Here is a 19,582-nt window from a genome sequence, read left to right as displayed (position 1 = left end):
GTAAATCCTGAACTGCGGTTGCCCACGCAACTGGAGCAGTTGATCCGCCAACTTACCGGCGAATGGCGAAAGTCGGCGACTCAACTCAACCAGATCAGTGAGGGGCAGGTCGTTGCGGTGACAAATGCCGCAACGGCCGCCCCAACGGGCAGCGCCGTGAACTACAACCTGGGCGACTTCATCCTCAACAGCACTCCCGCAGAGCTGGGCACAGCGGGCAGCAAATACATCATCCACGGCTGGCGCTGCGTTGCTGCAGGCGCACCGGGCACGTGGGTTCAGGCACGATTCCTTACGGGGGCATGATGGACTTGGTTCTTGTTCGACCGGCTGAGCTGCGCGCTCATTGGCCGGTGATTTCTGTTGCCTTGGATTCGGTGATTGAGGCCACATCGCCGGACTGGATCAAGGAGGACGTGTATGCGCGCATCCTCTCCGGCAACGCAGGGGCGCACCTGATCTACAAGCTTGGGGTGTACCAGGCCATGTTCATTCTGACGCCGGAACGCGAGGAGTTCAGTGGCAAGCCCAGCCTGCACATCTGGATTGCCCACAACGGCGGGGATGGCGAGTCATTCGACTTTGGCATCGATTCCATCCGCCAGATTGCTAGGACCGGTGGCGCCACCCGCCTGACCCTTGAATCTCCCCGCCTTGGCTGGTCCAAGCGGTTCCCCTTGGTTTCAGCGACCTATGAGGTGCCGCTGGCATGAGTACCGGAAAGAAGAAGACCACAAATACCACTGTTAACAGCACCGATCCGCCCGCATGGTCGGTTCCTTACTTCCAGCAGAACCTTGCCGCTGCCAACCAGCTCTCCCAGCGCCCATACATGGGCTACGGCGGGCCGACCGTTGCCGGGTTCAGCGGGGATCAGGAAAACTCCTTCACGATGGCGCGTGCGCAGGCCGAGCAGAACGGTCAGCTCCAGGCCAATGCTGGCGACTACATCAACCGCACCATCGCCGGGCAATACGACAACCCGTACCGCGATCAGGCTAACGCCTACGCGGGCGAAAACCCGTACTTGGGCAACATGATCGACTCGGCAAGCCGGGATATTACCCAGCGCTACACCGATTCGACGCTACCCAATCAGCTTGCGCAGTTCAATGCCGGGGGCGCCTACGGTGGCTCGGCAATGCAGCAGGCGCTAAGCCAAGGACAGCAGAATCTTGCCCAGCAGCTGAGTGACACCAACTATCAGTACCGCAACGCGGATTACGACCGCCAGTCTGGCCTTGCCGAATCTGCCCTGAACCGCAACTCCTCGATCTGGAATCAGAACCAGCAGAACCGCCAGAGCGCCATGTCCTTCCTGCCGTCGCTGCAGCAGATGGGCCAGAGCGATGCGAACCAGTTGCTTCGTAACGGCTCGCTTCAGCAGTCGCTCCAGCAGCAGGCGATTAACGACGACCGCGACCAGTTCAATGAGTGGCGGGACTGGGAGCCCAATCAGCTTGGCCTGCTCAACAATGCACTGGGCACCATTCGCGGCGGAACATCTTCGGGTGCGGTTACCGGCGACAACCCGAACTACAAGAGTGCCGCCGAGAACGGGGCAGGGTATGCCGCGCTCATCGCTTCCATGTGGGGTAGCTAATGGCCAACACCTATAGCGGCTTGCTCGGCAAGCTGATTCCCGAGTCCTACGGGCTCACGGATCAGGACAAGAGCGCACTGGCGCGCCAAGGCCTGCTCTCGCTGGGGCTGGGGATTCTCGGCTCCAAGAGCGGTGGCAGCTTCGGCACATCGCTCAGTGACGGCATCCAGTCCGGCCTGCTGGCAATCAACAAGGGCGCAGACAACATCGGTGACCAGCGCGTCAAGCGTCAGCAGATGGCGGCCATGAACGGCGCACCGGCCCAGCAGCGTTACCTGGAGTGGCTGGCCGGAAAGCTGCCGGAGGGTGAGCAGCAGGAGGCCTACCGTGTCGCGGCGGGTACGCAGGGCCGGGCATCGTCCAGTGGCTACGGCTTCGGCGAATTCACCGATGCTGCAGGGCGTCCGCGCCCCCAGCGCAACAATCCGCGTACCGGCGAGTCAGAGATCTACGTGGACGAGCAGGGCGGCTGGATTCCGCTTGGCGGTGGACAGCCAGCCCCTCAGCGCCAGCAACTCCCGCCGCAGGCTCAGGCAGCACAGCTCGGCCAGCAGGCGGCACCGTTGCAGGGCGTTACGGCTGATCCGGGTGCGTTCAGTTCGCTGGCGATGGAGTTCCCCGGCATCAGCATGACCAGCGGCGTCCGCACTGCCCAGCGCAATGCGGAAGTTGGCGGCCAGCCGAACAGCCAGCATCTGCGAGGCACCGCGGCTGATTACGCCGTCCCGCCGCAGCTCAAGCCCGCCTTCGTGTCGCGTGCCAAGCAGCTCGGCTATCAGGCCATCGATGAGGGCGACCATATCCACCTGCAGCTCCCGCGCGGACAGTCGGTGGCGGGGCTGGGAATCGGTGTCGGCCGCTCGAAGGAACAGGAAGCGGCAGCGGTCAAGGCCGCAGAGCGCAACGTGGAACTGGGCACACTGGCTCCCGAGTTGGGGATGCGCACCCAGGCTGCACTCAATCAGGCGCAGGGCATCAAACAGATCGACACGGCAGCCGATTTCAGCAAGACGGCGGCCACCCGTCAGCGTGATGCTGGGAATGCTCTCGACCTGTTGTCTGAGGCTGAAAAGCTCCTGCAGCGGGCCACCGGTAGCCGTGGCGGGGCACTTGTCGACAGTGCGGCGGCCATGTTCGGCACGTCTACGCCGGGCGCTCAGGCCACCGCAGCCCTGCAGACCATCGCGGGCCAGCTCACCTCGAAGATGCCCCGCATGGAAGGCCCGCAGTCCGACAGGGACGTCCAGCTCTACAAGGAAATGGCGGGCGATCTGGCTAATCCAGCGATCCCGGTGGCCACGCGTCAGGCTGCGTTGCGGCAGATTCGCGCGCTTAACCAGAAATACGCGGGCCAGCAGTCGTCTACGGCCGCTCCCGCTGCCCCAACTGTCCGCCGCCTGAAGTTCAACCCCGCAACCGGGAAGATCGAATAATGCCCATCGAAGTCGAACTGCCGGACGGCAATATTGTCGAGTTCCCAGACGGTACGTCGTCGGGAACCATGGAGATGGCACTGGCAAAATACCGTCAGCGCACTCCCGTGGACTTCTCCGGCGTCACCTCGTCCGTCGATTCGACCGCGCAGGCCGCTCCGCAGCAGATGTTGCAGCGTGGCACCACGCATGGCGGGCAGGCGCTGCCGAACTTTGGCGAGCCGGAAGCCCCGAGCCTTGCCGAGTTGAACCATAGCCGTCAGGCGATGTTCGATCCGCGCGAGGCTGCGGCGGCGGACCTGTCCAACCGACAGCGGGCGTTCCAGGATGCCCCGCTGCTGGCTCAGGCGGCCGCTGGTGCCGGTTCCCGTGTGGCACTTAGTGGCATGGGCCTCGGCCAGCTTGTCGGCGCTACCGATCAGCAGGATGCGGCGCGTCAGCGTGAGCAGATGCAGTTCATGGATGGCAGCGGCGCGGCTACGGCCGGTGGCATCGCGGGCGATGTGGGCCTGCTGGCGGCTCCGGGTGGCGCAGTTGCTCGACTCCCGACCCTAGGGGCTCGGATCGGCGGCAATGCGCTGCTTGGCGGGGCATATGGGGCGCTTGCCCCGACCGTCGAGGGCGAAAGCCGGGCTGAGAATGCGGCCATTGGCGGCGCTGCCGGTGGGCTTGGTGGCGCGGCGCAGGGATTGCTGGGCGGAGCTGTTAACCGAGCCACTGCGGCCATCGATCCGATCAAGCAGGCGGCCATGCAGACGCTGCGTAACAGCGGCGTCCCGCTGCATCTGTCCCAAGTGTCCGATTCCATCCCTGCTAAGGCGATGGCGAGCATGGCGCGGTATCTGCCGTTCTCCGGCGCTGGCAGGGCTGCACGGAACCAGCAGCAGGCGTTCAATCAGGCTGTGGGCAAGACCTTCGGTGCTGAGGTGCCCAAGTTCACCGATGAGGCCATGACTGGCGCTCGCCGGGGCATGAGCAGCAAGTTCCAGGAAATCTACGACCGCAACACCATCCCGGTTGACGAAGCCGCCACGGCACGCCTCACCGCTCGCCAGACGGAGGTTTCCGAACCGCTGCTGCGGGAAGAGGCTAATGTCGTAGAGCGGTACGCTCAGAAAATCCGCGATGAGGTCGTGGACGGCAAGATCAGCGGCCCGATCTACCAGCGACTGCGTACCAACCTGCAGTCTGCCGAGCAAAAGGCCAATCCGGGCGTTGCCTCAGCGATCAAGGGTCTGCGCAACGAGCTGGACGACATCGCGGCTGAATCGGTGGGGGAGGGTGATGCAGCCGCGCTGAAGGCATTGCGGAGCCAGTGGGCCAACTTCCGGACGACCGAGGGTGTGCTGAAGCAGGTTGCCGGTGCCGGTGGAGACGTTCGTCCGGGTGCACTTTGGCCTGCGATCCGCAAGGGCAGCACCAAGGAGATGCGTGATCTGGCTCGCGCCGGTCAGGTAGTCCTGAAAGACCCGATCCCCGATAGCGGCACGGCTGGGCGAGGTATTGCCACGGGCCTGTTGGGCGGTGGCGGTATTGCGGGTGGCGTCAGCGCCCTGCCGATGCTGGGCGGCCTATTGGCCGGTGGCGCGACTGTTGGGCGGGTGCTGAATAGCGGACTGCTGGGCGACGCGGTTTCCCGCCTGCCTCCGGCCCTACTGCTGCGAGCCCTGTCCCGTGGCGCCCCTGGCGCTGCAATCCTCGCTGCTCCCCCGGTCACAGCCAAGGCGAAGCGGCGCAGAAACGACGACTGAGCGGGAATGGTAGTCCGCTAGCGCGGCTTCCTTCCTGTCTCGCCGACGCTCTAGGTATTCGACCAGCAGCTGCCAGAGCCCTACCGCGATGGGCATCAGGAAGATCGCAATTACTCGCTCTTTGTCCATATGCCGCTCGGTCTAGTCAGGCCCTTCCGATATTACCACTCCAAGGCCCCTCGGGGCCTTTTTTGCTGGAGAAGTTATGCCCGTCCCCAACAACATGGCCGACCTCTCGTCCATCGCCAGCTCCAACTCCCCATCTGGAACGGAGGCAATCGGCAACGGCCTAGACAACTACCTCCGCGCGGCTTTCGCGATCATAAAGAGCACCAATTCTGTAGCTTCTTCGACCATCGCGTCGGCCTCGACCACTGACATTTCCAGCGCAGACGGTCAATTCGTGCAGGTAACCGGCACGGCGAACATTAATAGTTTTGGCACCGGCTTCCCAGGCTGCATTCGGGAGGTGCGATTCACCGGAGCCTGCACGTTGACAAATTCAGGGTCCATTATCCTCCCTGATGCGGCCAATGTGACCACAGTCGCAGGGCAGGTAATCGCCTTCCGCTGTCTGTCTTCTGGTGTCTGGCAAGCAGTTTACGGGAGCAGGGACACGGGGGCGGTACGTAAAGCTGGCGATCTCATGAGCGGCCAGCTGTCCATTGCTACCGCATCAGATCAGATCGCACTATTCAGCGGGTCGTTCAGCCGAAACATCGGCGTCAATGCGTCAGGTGTTACCTCGATTGTAGACAATCAAAACGCTTCCTACGCATGGCAATATAGCCCTGGCGCGGGTGGAGTCCATCTGTTCCGTGGTTCTATTGCCGCAACAGGCAATGTGGCATCCGTTGGCTTCGACGCACGCGATGGTGGGGCATCGTGGATTTGGTACGCCACGGGCAACGCGACGCGCCTATTCCAGATCGGAAGCGGCGAGAAAATGTCAGTAGATGGGGCGGGCAGCATCATCCACCCAGGCAACCTGACCACGGGGGGCAGTTTCGCCCTCACCGGGAACATGACTGCGGGCGGAAACATCACCGCAACGGGCAACGTTACGGGCGGCTCTGACGAGCGCGTTAAGACCAACTGGCGCCCGCTGCCCAGTGATTTCCTGGAGCGTCTGGTCAGGGTCAAGCACGGCATCTACGACCGCACCGACATCCATCAGACGCAGGCGGGTGTCGGTGCCCAGTCGCTGCGCGGCGTGCTGGGCGAGTTGGTCGAGGAAGCCGAGGATGGCTTCCTGTCGGTCGTGTACGGCAATGCCGGACTGCTCGGGGCCATTGTTGCCGGTGAGCGTCTGCTCGCGCTGGAGTCGCGCGTGAAAGAGCTGGAGGGCGGCTAATGGCCCTTCCTGCCAGTGGTCCGATTACCCTTGAAATGCTCCGCCAGCAGTATGGCGGAGCAGCGCCTGACTCCATTTTCGAGTACTACAAGGGTGGCGCCTACGTCCCCAACACTGCCGCTAATGCGGGGGTGCCAACCTCCGGGCCAATCTCCCTGTTCAACTTCTACGGCCAGGGTGGAACGGGCGGTGGCGGCGGCCCGACCCTGACGGCTAGCAACTCCGGGGCCTATGGTAGCCAGTATCAGAACGAACCCGCCCCTGCGACTCGTAGCGTCTCGGCAAGTGGCACCGTATTTGCCACGGGCGGCACCGGCTCCTACACCTGCACATGGGCGCACGTCGGCGGCAGTACGGCAATCCCAACCCCTGCCTCGAACGTGTTCAGCCCATCGTTCACTGCGTCCGTTGCAAAGAACAGCATCCTGACCGCCGTGAAGCGCTGCACGGTCAGCGATGGTGTGAACACGCCCGTATCCACGGACATGTCAGTGGACCTGGAGTACTCCACCAACCTGTGAGGCAGGCGACCTATCAGGTTGCTGTAAAGTCGTTGAAGACTTGATAGGTCCGTCTCACCCTGTGAGCCGATTGGGGCGTATCTTTCGGCTCATGGACCGCCCCGACAAGCCCGAATCTGACCGCCCGGACCCCACAAAGCTGGCGCCGGGCTATGCTCACCTGCTGCTACACGACACCCGGACCCCGGAGGAAAAGCTTGCCGCCTCGTTGAAGGAGTCGGCGAGGCGAAAGGGCAGGCGGTCGAAGTGGTGGGAGAAGGGCGGGGAGTGACGCAAATTTCCTGTGCAGTTTTTGTGCAGTCGTTGCGTCAGAAGTGGTGATTTTGGTCCACCTGCGACCTATAAGAATCAATCAGTTGCGATGTTACATGTGACTTAAAATCCGCCGGGGGCAACCCCATGCCGGTTCGATTCCGGCCCCGGGCACCAACGGTCAGTTTCACGTGTTGCCCGCGCAACGCAAACTTTACGCAGCCGGCCGCGTGCCGCCGTACGCTGCGCAGCAACTCACCTCGGACACGCCACATGGCAATCGCAGTACGTGCAGGGAAAGCACTGGTGTGGGGCGTTGCGCTGCTGTTGGGCGGCGTGGCCCATGCGCAGGCCCAGACGCAGGTGCCGGCGCAGGTGCCGGCGCAGCCCGCAGGCGAGGTGATCGATCTCGCCCCGGTGGTGGTCTCGGGTGAGCAGCCCGGGCCAGGCATGTGGCAGGTCCGCAACGGCCAGGGCCACACACTGTGGATTCTCGGGACGGTTTCGCCGCTGCCGGCCAAGCTGGAGTGGCGCGCCGACGAGGTGCAGGCGGTGATCGCCAGTGCGCAGGAAGTGCTCGGCTCGCCGGGCTGGGCATTGGATGCCGACGTGGGCTTCTTCCGCGGCCTGACCTTGCTGCCCTCGGCGATGAAGGCTGCCCGTGATCCCGACGGACGCACCTTGCGCGAGGTGTTGCCGCCCGATCTCTACGCGCGCTGGGAAGTGCTCAAACAGCGGCACATCGGCCGCGACAAAGGCATCGAGAAAGACCGGCCGCTGGTGGCTGCGACGCAGTTGTATGCTGCCGCACTGAAGGATGTCGGCCTCGGCCGTTCCTCACCGGTGTCCAGGATCGTGCAGAAGGCCAGCAAGGCGCACGGTCTCACGCCGGTCTCGACCCAGGTCGCGATCAAGATCGTCGACCCGCGGCAGGCGTTGAAGGAAGTGCGCGGCACTGCCTTGCAGGATGTCGAGTGCTTCCGCCGCACCCTGGATGTGGTCGAACACGGCTTGCCGCTGCTGGCCGAGCGCGCCAATGCCTGGTCGGTCGGTGATATCGAGGCGCTGGAGCGGCTGGCGGTGAAAGGGCAGTACCTGGCCTGCGTGGATGCCGTGGCCAACAGCGATTTTGGGCAGCGGCGTGGCTTGACCGATGTCGATGCGCAGGCGCACCGCAAATGGATGACCATGGCCGGCGAGGCGTTGGCGCGCAATGCGGTCACCTTCGCGACTGTCCCGGTCACCTCGCTGCTGACGCCCGGAGGCTACGCCGATCAGCTGCGTGCCCGGGGCTATGAGGTCCAGGCGCCGGAATGAGGTGTGAGTCACCGGCGCTTCGTAACGCGACAGCGCGCACATTCGATGTCTACCCAGTGCGAAAACTTCATGGCATAGTCAGCTTCAGTTCATTCCGGAAATCCTTCATGCCGCTGCATGCGGTCGCTTATATCAGCGACGCTATCGATGGAATCGAAACGTCTGATATCGATCAGATCCTGCGAGCAGCGATGGGGTTCAACAAAGTGGCAGGCGTGACCGGCGTGCTGATGTTCGACGGCCGGTGTTTCCTGCAGTACTTCGAGGGCCCGGAGGACGGTGTCGATTCGGTGTTCCAGCGCGTGTTCAACGCGCGCATCCATACGAATCTGCGCGAACTCGCGCGCGGATCAGTGGAGACCCGCCATTTCCCCCAATGGACGATGGCGTCGGCAGCGGTCGAACCGGATGCGCTTGCGCGTATCGTCGAGGCGCCCTGGCAGGGGTTCCAACAGCGGTGTTCCGAGCAAGGCGACATGCCCGCCGGGTTTGGTCGTCTGCTGGAGGCATGGACAGGTGTTTCCGGCGAGTTGGAACCGGCGGCAGTGACATTGGGTTCGTAACGCAAAACAACGCTGGCCGTAACACAATGATCACGGTTGCACGCCTATCCTCTTTCTACCAGCTGTGACCAGTCTTGCGGGGTTTACCCTTGGAGGCTGTCTGAAAGGGTAGTAACCGCAGCTGGACCATTATTCCTTTGGCCGTCGTCCGTACTCTCCGCGGGCGGCGGCTTTGTTCTTTGTGGGGCAGGGTCGGGCGCGTTAGTCTTGCACCACCTGTCTCCCGGCTCCGTATCGCATGACGTATTCCCTGATGATGCCCCGCCTGATGGCTGGCCCGGTTCCGCGGTGCGGAGCCGCTCGATGACGTACGCCATTTCCGCCGCGGTGTCCGCGCGCATCGGGGTCATCGGCCTCGGCTACGTTGGGCTGCCGTTGACGGTGACCTTCGGCCGGCAGCAGGCCACGGTGGGCTACGACATCGATAACGCGCGGGTGGCCGAACTGCAGCGCGGCGTGGATCACACCCTGGAGCTGGAAGCCGACGAGCTCGCTGCCGCGGTGCATGCCCGCTACACCGCCGATCCTTCGCAGCTGGCCGGGTGCAATGTCTACATCGTGACCGTGCCCACCCCGATCGATGCGCACGAGCAGCCCGATCTGGGGCCGCTGCGCAGTGCCAGCACCCTGATCGCCGGTCTGCTCACGCCGGGTGACATCGTGATCTACGAATCCACCGTCTACCCGGGCACGACAGAAGAAGTCTGCGTGCCGCTGCTGGAGGCGGGATCCGGGCTGCGCTTCAACGTCGATTTCTATTGCGGCTACAGCCCGGAACGGATCAATCCGGGCGACCGCGAACGACGGTTGCCGGACATCCGCAAGATCACCTCCGGCTCGACGCCGGAAGTCGCCGCCGTGGTCGATGCCTTGTACAAGGGCATCATCACGGCTGGCACCTGGCCGGCGCCCTCGATCCGCGTGGCCGAAGCGGCCAAGGTGATCGAGAACATCCAGCGCGACGTCAACATCGCGCTGGTCAACGAGCTGGCGTTGATCTTCGATCGGCTCGGCATCGATACCCAGGACGTGCTGGATGCGGCCGGCAGCAAGTGGAACTTCCTCCCGTTCCGCCCCGGCCTGGTCGGCGGCCACTGCATCGGCGTGGACCCGTACTACCTGCTGCACAAGTCCGAGAGCATGGGGTATCACCCGGACCTGATCCACACCGCGCGCCAGGTCAACAACCGGGTCGGCGAGCATGTCGCACAACGCGTGCTGGCACTGCTGGCATCGCGCAGCATCGATGTCGCGCAGGCACGCGTGCTGGTGCTGGGGGTGACCTTCAAGGAGAACTGCCCGGACCTGCGCAACAGCCGCGCGTTGGAACTGGCGCAGCGCCTGCAGGCCTGTGGCGCCCGGGTGGACGTGCAGGACCCGTGGGTCGGGCCGGCCGCATTGGCCGATGCGGGCGTGCGCTGGGTCGACGCCCCGGATGCGGCCGGCTATGACGCCGTCGTGCTGGCGGTGGCGCATGATCGTTTCCGTGCCTTCGACGCCGCGCAGGTGCGCGCGCTGCTCACGCCGGGCGGTGTGGTGTACGACGTCAAATCCGTGTGGCCCCGGGAAGTGGTGGACGACCGCCTGTAGACTCGGGGGCAGCTATTGATTGAGGAAAGCCATGCATCGCTATCTCGCGTATCTGCTCGCCATCCTGTTGTTCCCGGTCTGCGTGTGGTTGGCCACGATCTGGCCCGCCTGGTACTGGGGCGTCGGCGTGACGGCGTTGCTGGTGCTGCTGGGCACCTGGGATCTGCTGCAGAAGCGCAGCACGCTGCGGCGCAACTATCCGGTGATGGCCCACTTCCGCTACGGGCTGGAATCGATCGGGCCGGAGATCCGCCAGTACTTCGTGCAGAGCGATCTGGAGGATGTGCCGTTCTCGCGCCAGCAGCGCGCGCTGATCTACCAGCGCTCCAAGAATGAAATGGACGTGGTGCCGTTCGGCACGCTGCGCAGCACCTATGCGGTGGACTACGAGTGGATCAACCATTCGCTGGCGCCGACCGAGATCGGCCACCACGATTTCCGCATCCAGATCGGCCCGAACTGCGCCAAGCCGTATTCGGCCAGTGTGTTCAACATCTCCGCGATGAGCTTCGGCTCGTTGTCGGCGAACGCGATCCGCGCCCTCAACGAAGGCGCGCGCCGTGGCAGCTTCTATCACGACACCGGCGAAGGCTCGATTTCGCCGTATCACCGCGAAATGGGCGGCGACCTGGTCTGGGAAATCGGCTCGGGTTACTTCGGGTGCCGTGACGATGCCGGTGGTTTCAGCGAAGAGAAGTTCGTCGCCAACGCCACCCATGATCAGGTCAAGATGATCGAGATCAAGCTCTCGCAGGGCGCCAAGCCCGGCCATGGCGGCGTGCTGCCGGCGGCGAAAGTGAGCGAAGAGATTTCGATCACCCGCGGCGTGCCGATGGGCGTGGATTGCGTATCGCCGTCCAAGCACAGCGCGTTCAATACGCCGGTGGAACTGCTGCAGTTCGTTGCGCGGCTGCGGGAGTTGTCCGGCGGCAAGCCGGTCGGGTTCAAGCTGGCCATCGGTCACCCCTGGGAGTGGTTCGGTATCGCCAAGGCGATGCAGGAAACCGGGCTGCTGCCGGATTTCATCGTGGTCGATGGCGCCGAGGGCGGTACCGGTGCGGCGCCGGCCGAGTTCATCGATCACGTGGGGGTGCCGATGCACGAAGCGCTGTTGCTGGTGCACAACACGCTGGTCGGGCTGGACCTGCGCGATCGCATCCGTGTGGGTGCGGCCGGCAAGGTCACCAGTGCCTTCGAGATCGCACGCACCATCGCGTTGGGCGCGGACTGGTGCAATGCCGGGCGTGGCTTCATGTTCGCGCTGGGCTGCATTCAGTCGCTGAGCTGCCACAGCGATAAATGCCCGACCGGCATCGCCACGCAGAACCCGCATCGCTGGCGTCACCTGGACGCGGCCGACAAGGCCACGCGCGTGCACAACTACCATGAGAACACCCTGCGCGCGCTGCGCGACCTGCTGTGCGCGGCCGGCTTGAACGATCCTTCCGAGCTGGGCCCGGAGCACATCCTGCGCCGCGTCTCGCCGGTGGAAATCCGCTCACTGGCCTCGCTGTACCGCTATCTGGCCCCGGGCGAGCTGCTGCGCAAAGTGCCCGACCATGCGGTCTTCCACGATTACTGGGCCGATGCGCGCAGCGATTCGTTCCAGCCGCCGGCGCGCATCCAGGCGCTGCGGACGAGCAAATCGCGATGACCGATGCGCGCGACGTGCGTTTGCGCGTTGGCCGTGCCGAGGAGGCGGACAGACTGTGGCTGCTGCGCACGCGCTGCGTACGTGAACTGTGCAGCGCGGCCTATCCGCCGGAGGTGATCGGGCCGTGGTCGGCCTCACCGCCGCCGGAACACTACCGCGCGCTGCTCGCCGCCGGCGGCGGCGTGATTGCCGAAGATGCCGATGGCGCACTGTTGGGCTACGGCGTGATCGATCTGGCCGGCAACGAGATCGATGCATTGTTCGTCGATCCCGACTGTGGCGGCCGTGGCATCGGCCTGACCTTGATGCAGGCCATGCAGGCGCTTGCGGATCCGGCGCGGCCGTTGGTGCTCTCGGCCTCGCTCAATGCGGTCCCGTTCTATCGTCGCTGTGGTTTTGAAGTGCTGCGCGAGGAGGACTACCCGCACCCCAGCGGCGTGTCGCTCGCCTCGGTGCGGATGCAGCGCGGGCGCTGATGCCGGCCAGCGGCCGGCACTACCGATTGCATGTCCTGACAGGCGGTCCGGCACGCCACGGTGCGCACTACCTCGGTAGTGCCGGCCGCTGGCCGGCACCTCTCGATTCACGCCTGCGCCAACCACGCCACCACGCCACGCCCGGCGCGCAGCCCGCTGGCAAAGCAGGCGGTCAGCAGATAGCCGCCGGTCGGCGCTTCCCAGTCCAGCATCTCGCCGGCACAGAAGGTGCCCGGGCGCCCGCGCAGCATCAGCTGCGTATCCAGCGCTTCCAGGCGCACGCCGCCGGCGGTGCTGATCACTTCATCGATCGGGCGCGGGTGCTGCAGGGCCAGCGGCAGGCGCTTGAGCGCATGCGCGATCTGGTCCAGCGGCAATTGCCCGGCCTCGCGACCCAGTACCTCGAACAGCAGCGCGGATTTGACCCCGCCCAGGCCCAGCTGGCGGCGCAGGACCTCGCCGAAACTTCGGCCCTGGCGTGGCTTGCCCAGTTTCTCCGCTACCTGCGCTTCGGTCTGGCCCGGCAGCAGGTCCAGCTGCAGGGTCACCTGGCCGTCGCGGGCCAGGCCGTCGCGCAGATCGGCCGACAGCGCGTAGATCAGGCTGCCTTCGATGCCGGTCGCGGTGATCACGCATTCGCCCTGCAGCGAGCGCGCTTCACCCTGCAGGTCGGTCCAGTGCGCCACCACCGGCTTGAGCGGGGCACCCGCCTGGCGCTCGCTGAAGTAGGGCGTCCAGCCGATGTCGAAGCCACAGTTGGCCGGCTTCAGCGGGGCGATGTCGATGCCGCTGGCGGTCATCGGCGCTACCCACGCACCATCCGAGCCGAGCTCCGGCCAACTGCCACCGCCGAGCGCGAACACCACCGCATCGGCCGTGATCGTGGTCGTGCCCTCGGGGGTCTCAAAGCGCGGTGCGCCCGCGTCATCCCAGCCAGTCCAGCGGTGCTGCACGTGGAAGCGCACCCCCTGTTCCTTCAGCCGGCGCACCCAGCCGCGCAACAGCGGGGCGGCCTTGCGGTCGACCGGGAACACACGTCCCGAACTACCCACATAGGTGTCCACGCCGAACGCCAGCGCCCAGGCACGCAGCGCCTCGCCATCGAAATCGGCCAACCAGCCGCCCACTGCCTCCGCGCGCTCGCGGTAGCGCGAGACGAACACCTCACGCGCATCGGAGTGGGTCAGGTTGAGGCCGCCTTTGCCGGCGATCAGGAACTTGCGGCCGGGCGACCCCTTGGCTTCGTACAGATCGACCATGTGGCCGGCAGCGCGCACGGTTTCCGCCGCCATCAGGCCGGCGGGGCCGCCGCCGATGATCGCGACCCGGCGTGGGGTGTTCACGGCAATGCTCATGCAGGCAGGATCAATGCGGCTTGACGTCGAGCAGTTCGACATCGAACACCAGCGAGGCGTTCGGCGCGATCGGGCCGGCACCCCGTGCGCCGTAGCCATACTCGGCCGGAATCATCAGGGTGCGCTTGCCGCCGACCTTCATGCCGGCAAAGCCTTCGTCCCAGCCCTTGATGACCTGGCCCTGGCCGAGGTTGAAGGTGAAGGGCTCGCCGCGGTCGACCGAGCTGTCGAACTTGTCGCCATGCTTGTCGGCGGTGCGCTCGTCGTAGATCCACCCGGTGTAATGCACGGTGACCTTGCTGCCGGGCGTAGCCTCGGCGCCGGTGCCCGGCTGGGTATCGATCTTCTCGAACTGCGCGATGCTGCCACCGGGCGGCGGGCCGGGCGGGGTGCAGGCAGCCAGCAGCGACAACATCAGGGGGGCGAGCAGGTAACGCGGCAGACGGCGCATGGGCGGGCTCCGGATCCAAAAAACGGGGACGCAAGGGTAGCGCATCGCCGGGCGCTATCATGGGCGCATGTCGAAACTGCTGCTCAACCTGCGCAATGTCGCGGACGATGAAATCCAGGATGTCACCGCCCTGCTGGACAAGGCGGGCATCGCCCACTACCGCACCGAGCCCAGCCCCTGGGGAATCTCCTTTGGCGGGATCTGGGTCCGCGATGACGCCGATCACCCCCGGGCCAAGGCGCTGATGGCCGAGTACCAGCAGGCACGCGGCGAGCGCGTCCGCGGTGAGCGTGAGGCCGCGCTGCGCGAAGGCACGGCCGAAACCTTCGGCAGCCTGATCCGGCGGCGCCCGGTGTTCGTGGTGGCGGTGCTGCTCGGCATGGCCGTCGCGACCGCGCTGGTGCTGCTGCCGTTCGTGCTGCTGCGCGGCTGATTCCCGGGCGGGTCAGGCGTAGCGCCTGCCCAGCGGCTAAAATGACGGGATGATCGCCAATACCGCCGCCTACCACTTCACCCCCGTCGCCGACCCGGACGCGCTGTGCGCGACCCTGCTGGAACGGGCGACCGCCGCGCAGCTGCGCGGCACGATCCTGGTGGCGGGCGAGGGCATCAACCTGTTCCTGGCCGGCGCCGAGCCGCAGATCGACGGCTTCTACGCCGCCCTGCGCGCCGATGCGCGGTTTGCCGGGCTGCGGGTGAAGACCAGCTACAGCCAGATGCAGCCGTTCGCCCTGCTCAAGGCCAAGGTCAAGCCGGAGATCATCAGTTTCCGCATCGACGACGGCCAGCCGCTGGCCTACCCGCGCGCGCCCTCGATCGATCCGGCCACGGTGCAGCGCTGGCTGCGCCAGGGGCACGACGACGCCGGCAAGCCGGTGGTGATGCTGGACACCCGCAATACCCAGGAAATCGAGTACGGCACCTTTCAGCACGCACTGGTGCTGCCGATCACCAAGTTCACCGATCTGCCCGAGGCCCTGGCCCCGCACCGCGAAGCGCTCAAGGACAGCACCGTGGTCAGCTTCTGCACCGGCGGCATCCGCTGCGAGAAGGCGGCGCTGTGGATGCGCAACGATGGCATGGACAACGTCCTGCAGCTGGACGGCGGCATCCTGGGCTATTTCGAGGCCGTAGGCGGTGAGGGGTATGACGGCCGCTGCTTCGTCTTCGACGAGCGCGTGGCGCTGGATGCGGCCCTGCAGCCCCTGGTCGACCAGGACGCCGGCGCCGCCTGAGCCCTCTTCACGGCGTTGATTGTCCTGAATCGTCGCGAGACGGAAATCAGCGTCTTGCCACCTGCGCCTTGTGGGCGGTGGCAAACCGGCCGGACAGCCCCATCTCAGTGGGATATCTCCTGGTTGGAACGAGCATTCATGATGCAGCTGTCGATTCTTGATCTGGCGCCGGTCTGCGAAGGCAGCGACACCACGCAGGCCTTCGCCAACATGCTGGACCTGGCCCAGCACGCCGAAGGTTGGGGCTTCCACCGCTATTGGCTGGCCGAGCACCACAACATGCCCGGCATCGCCAGCGCCGCCACCGCAGTGCTGATCGGTCATGTGGCCGGGGGCACCAAGCGCATCCGCGTCGGTGCCGGCGGCATCATGCTGCCCAATCACTCGCCGCTGCAGGTGGCCGAGCAGTTCGGCACGCTGGCCTCGCTGTACCCGGACCGCATCGACCTCGGCCTGGGCCGCGCGCCCGGCACCGACCAGCCGACCGCCCGCGCACTGCGCCGTTACTTCGACAGCGCCGACCAGTTCCCGCAGGACGTGCGTGAGCTGCTGCATTACTTCGAGCCGGCCCAGAAGGGCCAGGCCGTGCGCGCCGTGCCCGGTGCGGGCATCCCGGTGCCGGTGTGGCTGCTGGGCTCCAGTCTGTTCAGTGCGCGGCTGTCGGCGGCGATGGGCCTGCCGTTCGCGTTCGCCTCGCACTTCGCGCCGGACGCGATGGATGAAGCGCTGGCGGTCTACCGCCGCGAATTCCGTGCTTCGCAGTATCTGCAGGCGCCATACGCGGTGCTGGGCTTGAACGTGGTCGCCAGCGATTCCGAAGCCGAGGCCAAGCGCTTGTTCACCACCCAGCAGCAGAGCTTCGTCAATCTTCGCCGTGGCCTGCCCGGCTTGATCCCGCCGCCGATCGACGACATCGAAGCGTTCTGGCAGCCGCACGAAAAAGCCGGGGTGCAGAGCGCGTTGGCCTGTGCGGTGGTCGGTGACGTGCAGCAGGTGCAGGAAGGCCTCGCCGCGTTCGTGGCGCGACACAAGCCGGATGAAGTGCTGGTCACCGCCAATATCTACGACCACGCCGCGCGCAAGCGCTCGTTCGGGCTGGCGATGCAGGCATGGCGCGCACTGCAGATCTGAGGCTGGCGCGGCGTGCGAAGAAGGCGTGACCGCGCGGTTCACGTCGTCGTAGCTGCCGATCGGCTGTGATGGTGGCTCCCCTTACAGGAGCCACCCCATGGCCGAGCACGATCGTCAGCAACACATCAAACAACTGGCCGAGCTGATCCGCGGTGTGGACATCGCGATGTTCACCACGGTCGGTGCGGACGGACGCTTGTTCAGTCGTCCGCTGGGCACGCAGGAAGTCGAATTCGATGGCGACCTGTGGTTCGCCACCGGGGCCGACAGCCCGAAGATCGCGGAAATCACCGCCAACCCGCGCGTCAACGTGGCCTACGCGTCGCCGTCGGGCAATACCTATGTCTCGGTCTCGGGTACCGCGCGGGTGGTCAATGACCGCGCCAAGATCGACGAACTCTGGTCGCCGGCAATGAAGATCTTCTTCCCCGGCGGCAAGGACGACCCGAACCTGCGCCTGATCCATGTCAGCGCCGAATCGGCCGAGTACTGGGATGGCCCGGGCGGCCTGCTGGGCAAGGCGCTGTATTTCGTGCTGTCGGCGGTGACCGATGATCCGGGCGCGATGTCCGACACCGGCACGGTGGATCTCAAGCCCGGCGCGTAACCGGGTTCACAGGGCCGGCCTTGCGCCGGCCATTGTTGTGCTGAAGCCGGCCGCGGGGTCGGCTGTTTTCATGGCGCGTCGCGTGCCGGGGTGTGCCGGCGTCAGCCGAACCAGCGCTGGAACAGATCCACCGTATAGCCCACCAGCTGCCCCGAACTGACGCCGAAGAACAGCACGGCGGCGACCGCGCCGATCCAGTTGAGCAGCATCAGCACGCCATCGCGTTCCAGCAGTGCCAACGCGAACAGCAGCAGCTGGAAGCCGAACAGATAATTGGTGAGCGGGATCGGCAGCGACAGCAGCACGCCGATCAGGATCAGCAGCAGCCCGGTGAACGCATGCGCAGGCAGCGGTACCAGCAGGCCGGGCATCCGCGGCTTGAGCAGGCGGTCCAGCCGCCGCAGCGGACGGTCGATCCGCTCCAGGAACCGATGCATGGTGCCGCGCTTGGGTCCGCGGTTGCGGATGAAGCCGGGCAGCCAGGGGCGGCGCATGCCGCACAGCATCTGCGCGCCGATCAGCACCACCAGCGGTCCACTGACTGCACCGCCCAGCCCGGGGATCGGGATGAAGGCCGGCAGGATCGCCACGAACAGGAACACACCAAACGCGCTCTGCTGCAGATCCTGCAGGATCTGGCCGAGCAGCAGCCGTTGCTCCGGGTCACCGTGGTCGAACATCGCCAGCAGGGTACGGATACCCTCGTTGCGGTACTGCGGCCGCGTCGGGTCCGGCGGCGTCGGCTCAGCCGGTGATGTCATCGGTTTCGTCTTCGCTCAGGGTGCGCAGCAGCAGCTTGTCGACACGGGCACCGTCGAGATCGACGATCTCGATGCGCCAGCCGGCCCAATCGAAGTACTCGCCCGCATGCGGGATGCGGCCGAAATAGTGGATGCACATGCCGGCCAGCGTGTAGTAGTCGCCATCATCGGCATCGGGCAGCTCGGCGTTGCCCATCAGTTCGCGCAGGTCTTCGATGGAGAGCGAGCCATCGACCAGGAACGAGCCGTCCTCACGGGTCACGACCAACGCGTCCTCGTCCACGTTCTCCACCGACTGCAGGCGGCCGACCACCGCGCCCATCAGGTCGCTGATGGTGACCAGGCCCTGGATTTCGCCGTATTCGTCCACCACCAGCGCCATCGACTGCTGTTCCTCGCGGAAGATCTCCAGCAGCTTCATCGCATGGGTGGATTCGGAGACGTACAGTGGCTCGCGCAGGTTCTGGAACAGCGAATGGTCATCGCGCACCAGGCGCGTCACCAGGCTCTTGACCTCCAGCACACCGACGATGTCCTGATCGTTGCCGCGGAACACCGGGTAACGCGAGAATTCGTTCTCGCGCATGGTCCCGATGTTCTTCTCCGGCTCGGCCAGTGTGTCCAGCCAGGCGATCCGGTTGCGCGGGGTCATCAGGCTGTCGGCGGTGCGGTCGCCCAGGCGCATGACGCGGTTCATCATGTCGCGCTCATGGGCGTCGATCACGCCGGCCTCGTGGCTCTCGGCCACCAGCATGCGGATCTCCTCTTCCGTCACCGAAGCCGATTCGTCCTTGCCCAGGCCCAGCACGCGCAGCACCAGGCGGGTGGAGTGGGACAGCAGCCAGACGCCGGGCGCGGCAATCCTCGCCAGCCAGCTCATGGGCAGCGCCACCAGGCCCGCGATGTCCTCCGAACGGGTCAACGCCAGCCGCTTGGGCACCAGTTCGCCGAAGATCAGCGTCAGGAAGGTGATCAGGGCCACGGCCAGGGTCTTGCCGACCACGCCGGAATAGGCGAACGCCGGGAACATGCCCTGCAGCCACTCGGCGATGGTCAGGCCGATCGCCTCGCCACCGAACAGGCCGGTCAGGATGCCGATCAGGGTGATCCCGATCTGGACCGTGGACAGGAAGTTCTCGGGCTTCTCGGAGAGCGCCAGGGCACGCTCGGCGCGCTTGCTGGAACCAGCCATCTGCTTCAGCCGGCTCTTGCGCGAGGTCATGACCGACATCTCGGACATGGCGAAGAAACCGTTCAGCAGGATCAGGGCGAGGACAATAATCAGTTCAAACACGGGCGGCTTCCCCGGTTGGTGGCAGGGAGGGCGTGTTCAAGCGATGTCGGCTACCGGAGGGCGCGTAAGCGCGGCGGTGCGGCGGGTAAGGGTCGTCGTCCATAGAGTGCACCCGAAGGTGCCCGCGCATCTTAACAAAAGGCCGGGGCAGGGGTGCAAACAGAGTCGTTCAGACGGGGCCGTCCCGGCGTGAAGAAGGGGGGGAGTACCCGGAACAGACATCAAACCGTCATA

Annotated in this window: 20 protein-coding genes; 16 read left to right on the top strand and 4 right to left on the bottom strand. The window is 65.5% G+C overall.

The genetic code is table 11. The features are described 5' to 3' along the window. The first annotated feature begins 18 nt into the window (after positions 1–18). The 12 genes from AC1DIQ_RS08420 to AC1DIQ_RS08365 all read left to right on the top strand — a co-directional run bounded on the left by AC1DIQ_RS08420 (position 19) and on the right by AC1DIQ_RS08365 (position 12,514). Positions 19–306: a hypothetical protein gene (locus AC1DIQ_RS08420; protein ID WP_478049811.1), complete on the top strand. Its 288-nt coding sequence runs from the start codon at positions 19–21 to the stop codon at positions 304–306. Further along, entirely contained in the window at positions 306–713 is a 408-nt protein-coding gene (locus AC1DIQ_RS08415; RefSeq protein ID WP_478049810.1) for a hypothetical protein, read from the top strand. Before AC1DIQ_RS08420 ends, AC1DIQ_RS08415 begins: the two co-directional genes overlap by 1 nt. Further along, the gene (locus AC1DIQ_RS08410) at positions 710–1,603 is read left to right on the top strand and encodes a hypothetical protein (RefSeq protein WP_478049809.1); all 894 of its coding nucleotides are present in this window, start codon (positions 710–712) and stop codon (positions 1,601–1,603) included. Before AC1DIQ_RS08415 ends, AC1DIQ_RS08410 begins: the two co-directional genes overlap by 4 nt. After that, positions 1,603–3,036, top strand: a complete 1,434-nt coding sequence (locus tag AC1DIQ_RS08405) for a D-Ala-D-Ala carboxypeptidase family metallohydrolase (RefSeq protein WP_478049808.1) — start codon at positions 1,603–1,605, stop codon at positions 3,034–3,036. Before AC1DIQ_RS08410 ends, AC1DIQ_RS08405 begins: the two co-directional genes overlap by 1 nt. Continuing rightward, a complete protein-coding gene (locus AC1DIQ_RS08400) occupies positions 3,036–4,787 on the top strand; it encodes a hypothetical protein (protein WP_478049807.1) in 1,752 nt (583 codons plus the stop codon). The genes AC1DIQ_RS08405 and AC1DIQ_RS08400 overlap by 1 nt, the downstream gene beginning before the upstream one ends. 205 nt (positions 4,788–4,992) lie before the next feature. Next, on the top strand, positions 4,993–6,141 hold the full coding sequence (locus tag AC1DIQ_RS08395; RefSeq protein WP_478049806.1) for a tail fiber domain-containing protein: 1,149 nt from the start codon (positions 4,993–4,995) through the stop codon (positions 6,139–6,141). Further along, positions 6,141–6,662, top strand: a complete 522-nt coding sequence (locus AC1DIQ_RS08390; RefSeq protein WP_478049805.1) for a hypothetical protein — start codon at positions 6,141–6,143, stop codon at positions 6,660–6,662. Before AC1DIQ_RS08395 ends, AC1DIQ_RS08390 begins: the two co-directional genes overlap by 1 nt. A gap of 525 nt (positions 6,663–7,187) precedes the next feature. Further along, positions 7,188–8,231 carry a TraB/GumN family protein gene (locus tag AC1DIQ_RS08385; protein ID WP_478049804.1) on the top strand — a complete coding sequence of 348 codons (1,044 nt, stop codon included), beginning with the start codon at positions 7,188–7,190 and terminating at the stop codon, positions 8,229–8,231. 107 nt (positions 8,232–8,338) lie between these two features. After that, positions 8,339–8,794 carry a BLUF domain-containing protein gene (locus AC1DIQ_RS08380; RefSeq protein WP_152151492.1) on the top strand — a complete coding sequence of 152 codons (456 nt, stop codon included), beginning with the start codon at positions 8,339–8,341 and terminating at the stop codon, positions 8,792–8,794. A 303-nt stretch (positions 8,795–9,097) separates the two neighbouring features. After that, a complete protein-coding gene (locus AC1DIQ_RS08375; RefSeq protein WP_478049803.1) occupies positions 9,098–10,384 on the top strand; it encodes a nucleotide sugar dehydrogenase in 1,287 nt (428 codons plus the stop codon). Positions 10,385–10,415: 31 nt separating this feature from the next. After that, on the top strand, positions 10,416–12,038 hold the full coding sequence (locus AC1DIQ_RS08370; RefSeq protein WP_121041723.1) for an FMN-binding glutamate synthase family protein: 1,623 nt from the start codon (positions 10,416–10,418) through the stop codon (positions 12,036–12,038). Beyond that, positions 12,035–12,514: a GNAT family N-acetyltransferase gene (locus AC1DIQ_RS08365; protein ID WP_121041725.1), complete on the top strand. Its 480-nt coding sequence runs from the start codon at positions 12,035–12,037 to the stop codon at positions 12,512–12,514. The genes AC1DIQ_RS08370 and AC1DIQ_RS08365 overlap by 4 nt, the downstream gene beginning before the upstream one ends. Positions 12,515–12,621: 107 nt before the next feature. On the opposite strand, the gene AC1DIQ_RS08360 is transcribed toward AC1DIQ_RS08365, so the two are convergent. Together AC1DIQ_RS08360 and AC1DIQ_RS08355 are read right to left on the bottom strand one after the other, a co-directional pair. Further along, a complete protein-coding gene (locus AC1DIQ_RS08360) occupies positions 12,622–13,869 on the bottom strand; it encodes a TIGR03862 family flavoprotein (RefSeq protein WP_121041727.1) in 1,248 nt (415 codons plus the stop codon). A 10-nt stretch (positions 13,870–13,879) separates the two neighbouring features. Then, positions 13,880–14,320, bottom strand: a complete 441-nt coding sequence (locus tag AC1DIQ_RS08355) for an FKBP-type peptidyl-prolyl cis-trans isomerase (RefSeq protein WP_121041729.1) — start codon at positions 14,318–14,320, stop codon at positions 13,880–13,882. 67 nt (positions 14,321–14,387) lie between these two features. Between AC1DIQ_RS08355 and AC1DIQ_RS08350 the strand changes: the two genes are divergently transcribed. From AC1DIQ_RS08350 to AC1DIQ_RS08335, 4 genes are all read left to right on the top strand, one after another. After that, the gene (locus tag AC1DIQ_RS08350; RefSeq protein WP_121041731.1) at positions 14,388–14,753 is read left to right on the top strand and encodes a DUF6164 family protein; all 366 of its coding nucleotides are present in this window, start codon (positions 14,388–14,390) and stop codon (positions 14,751–14,753) included. 49 nt (positions 14,754–14,802) lie between these two features. Further along, on the top strand, positions 14,803–15,555 hold the full coding sequence (locus AC1DIQ_RS08345) for a sulfurtransferase (protein WP_478049802.1): 753 nt from the start codon (positions 14,803–14,805) through the stop codon (positions 15,553–15,555). 138 nt (positions 15,556–15,693) lie between these two features. Beyond that, positions 15,694–16,686 carry an LLM class flavin-dependent oxidoreductase gene (locus AC1DIQ_RS08340; RefSeq protein WP_121041735.1) on the top strand — a complete coding sequence of 331 codons (993 nt, stop codon included), beginning with the start codon at positions 15,694–15,696 and terminating at the stop codon, positions 16,684–16,686. 97 nt (positions 16,687–16,783) lie between these two features. Then, entirely contained in the window at positions 16,784–17,293 is a 510-nt protein-coding gene (locus tag AC1DIQ_RS08335) for a pyridoxamine 5'-phosphate oxidase family protein (RefSeq protein ID WP_121041737.1), read from the top strand. A gap of 101 nt (positions 17,294–17,394) precedes the next feature. On the opposite strand, the gene AC1DIQ_RS08330 is transcribed toward AC1DIQ_RS08335, so the two are convergent. Then, on the bottom strand, positions 17,395–18,054 hold the full coding sequence (locus AC1DIQ_RS08330) for an exopolysaccharide biosynthesis protein (RefSeq protein WP_121041739.1): 660 nt from the start codon (positions 18,052–18,054) through the stop codon (positions 17,395–17,397). After that, complete coding sequence (locus AC1DIQ_RS08325) at positions 18,038–19,348, bottom strand: hemolysin family protein (RefSeq protein ID WP_121041741.1); 1,311 nt, start codon at positions 19,346–19,348, stop codon at positions 18,038–18,040. The genes AC1DIQ_RS08330 and AC1DIQ_RS08325 overlap by 17 nt, the downstream gene beginning before the upstream one ends. Positions 19,349–19,582 lie beyond the last annotated feature (234 nt).

Source organism: Stenotrophomonas sp. 05L413 (assembly GCF_056397945.1).
This window is presented reverse-complemented; position numbering and strand designations above follow the sequence as displayed.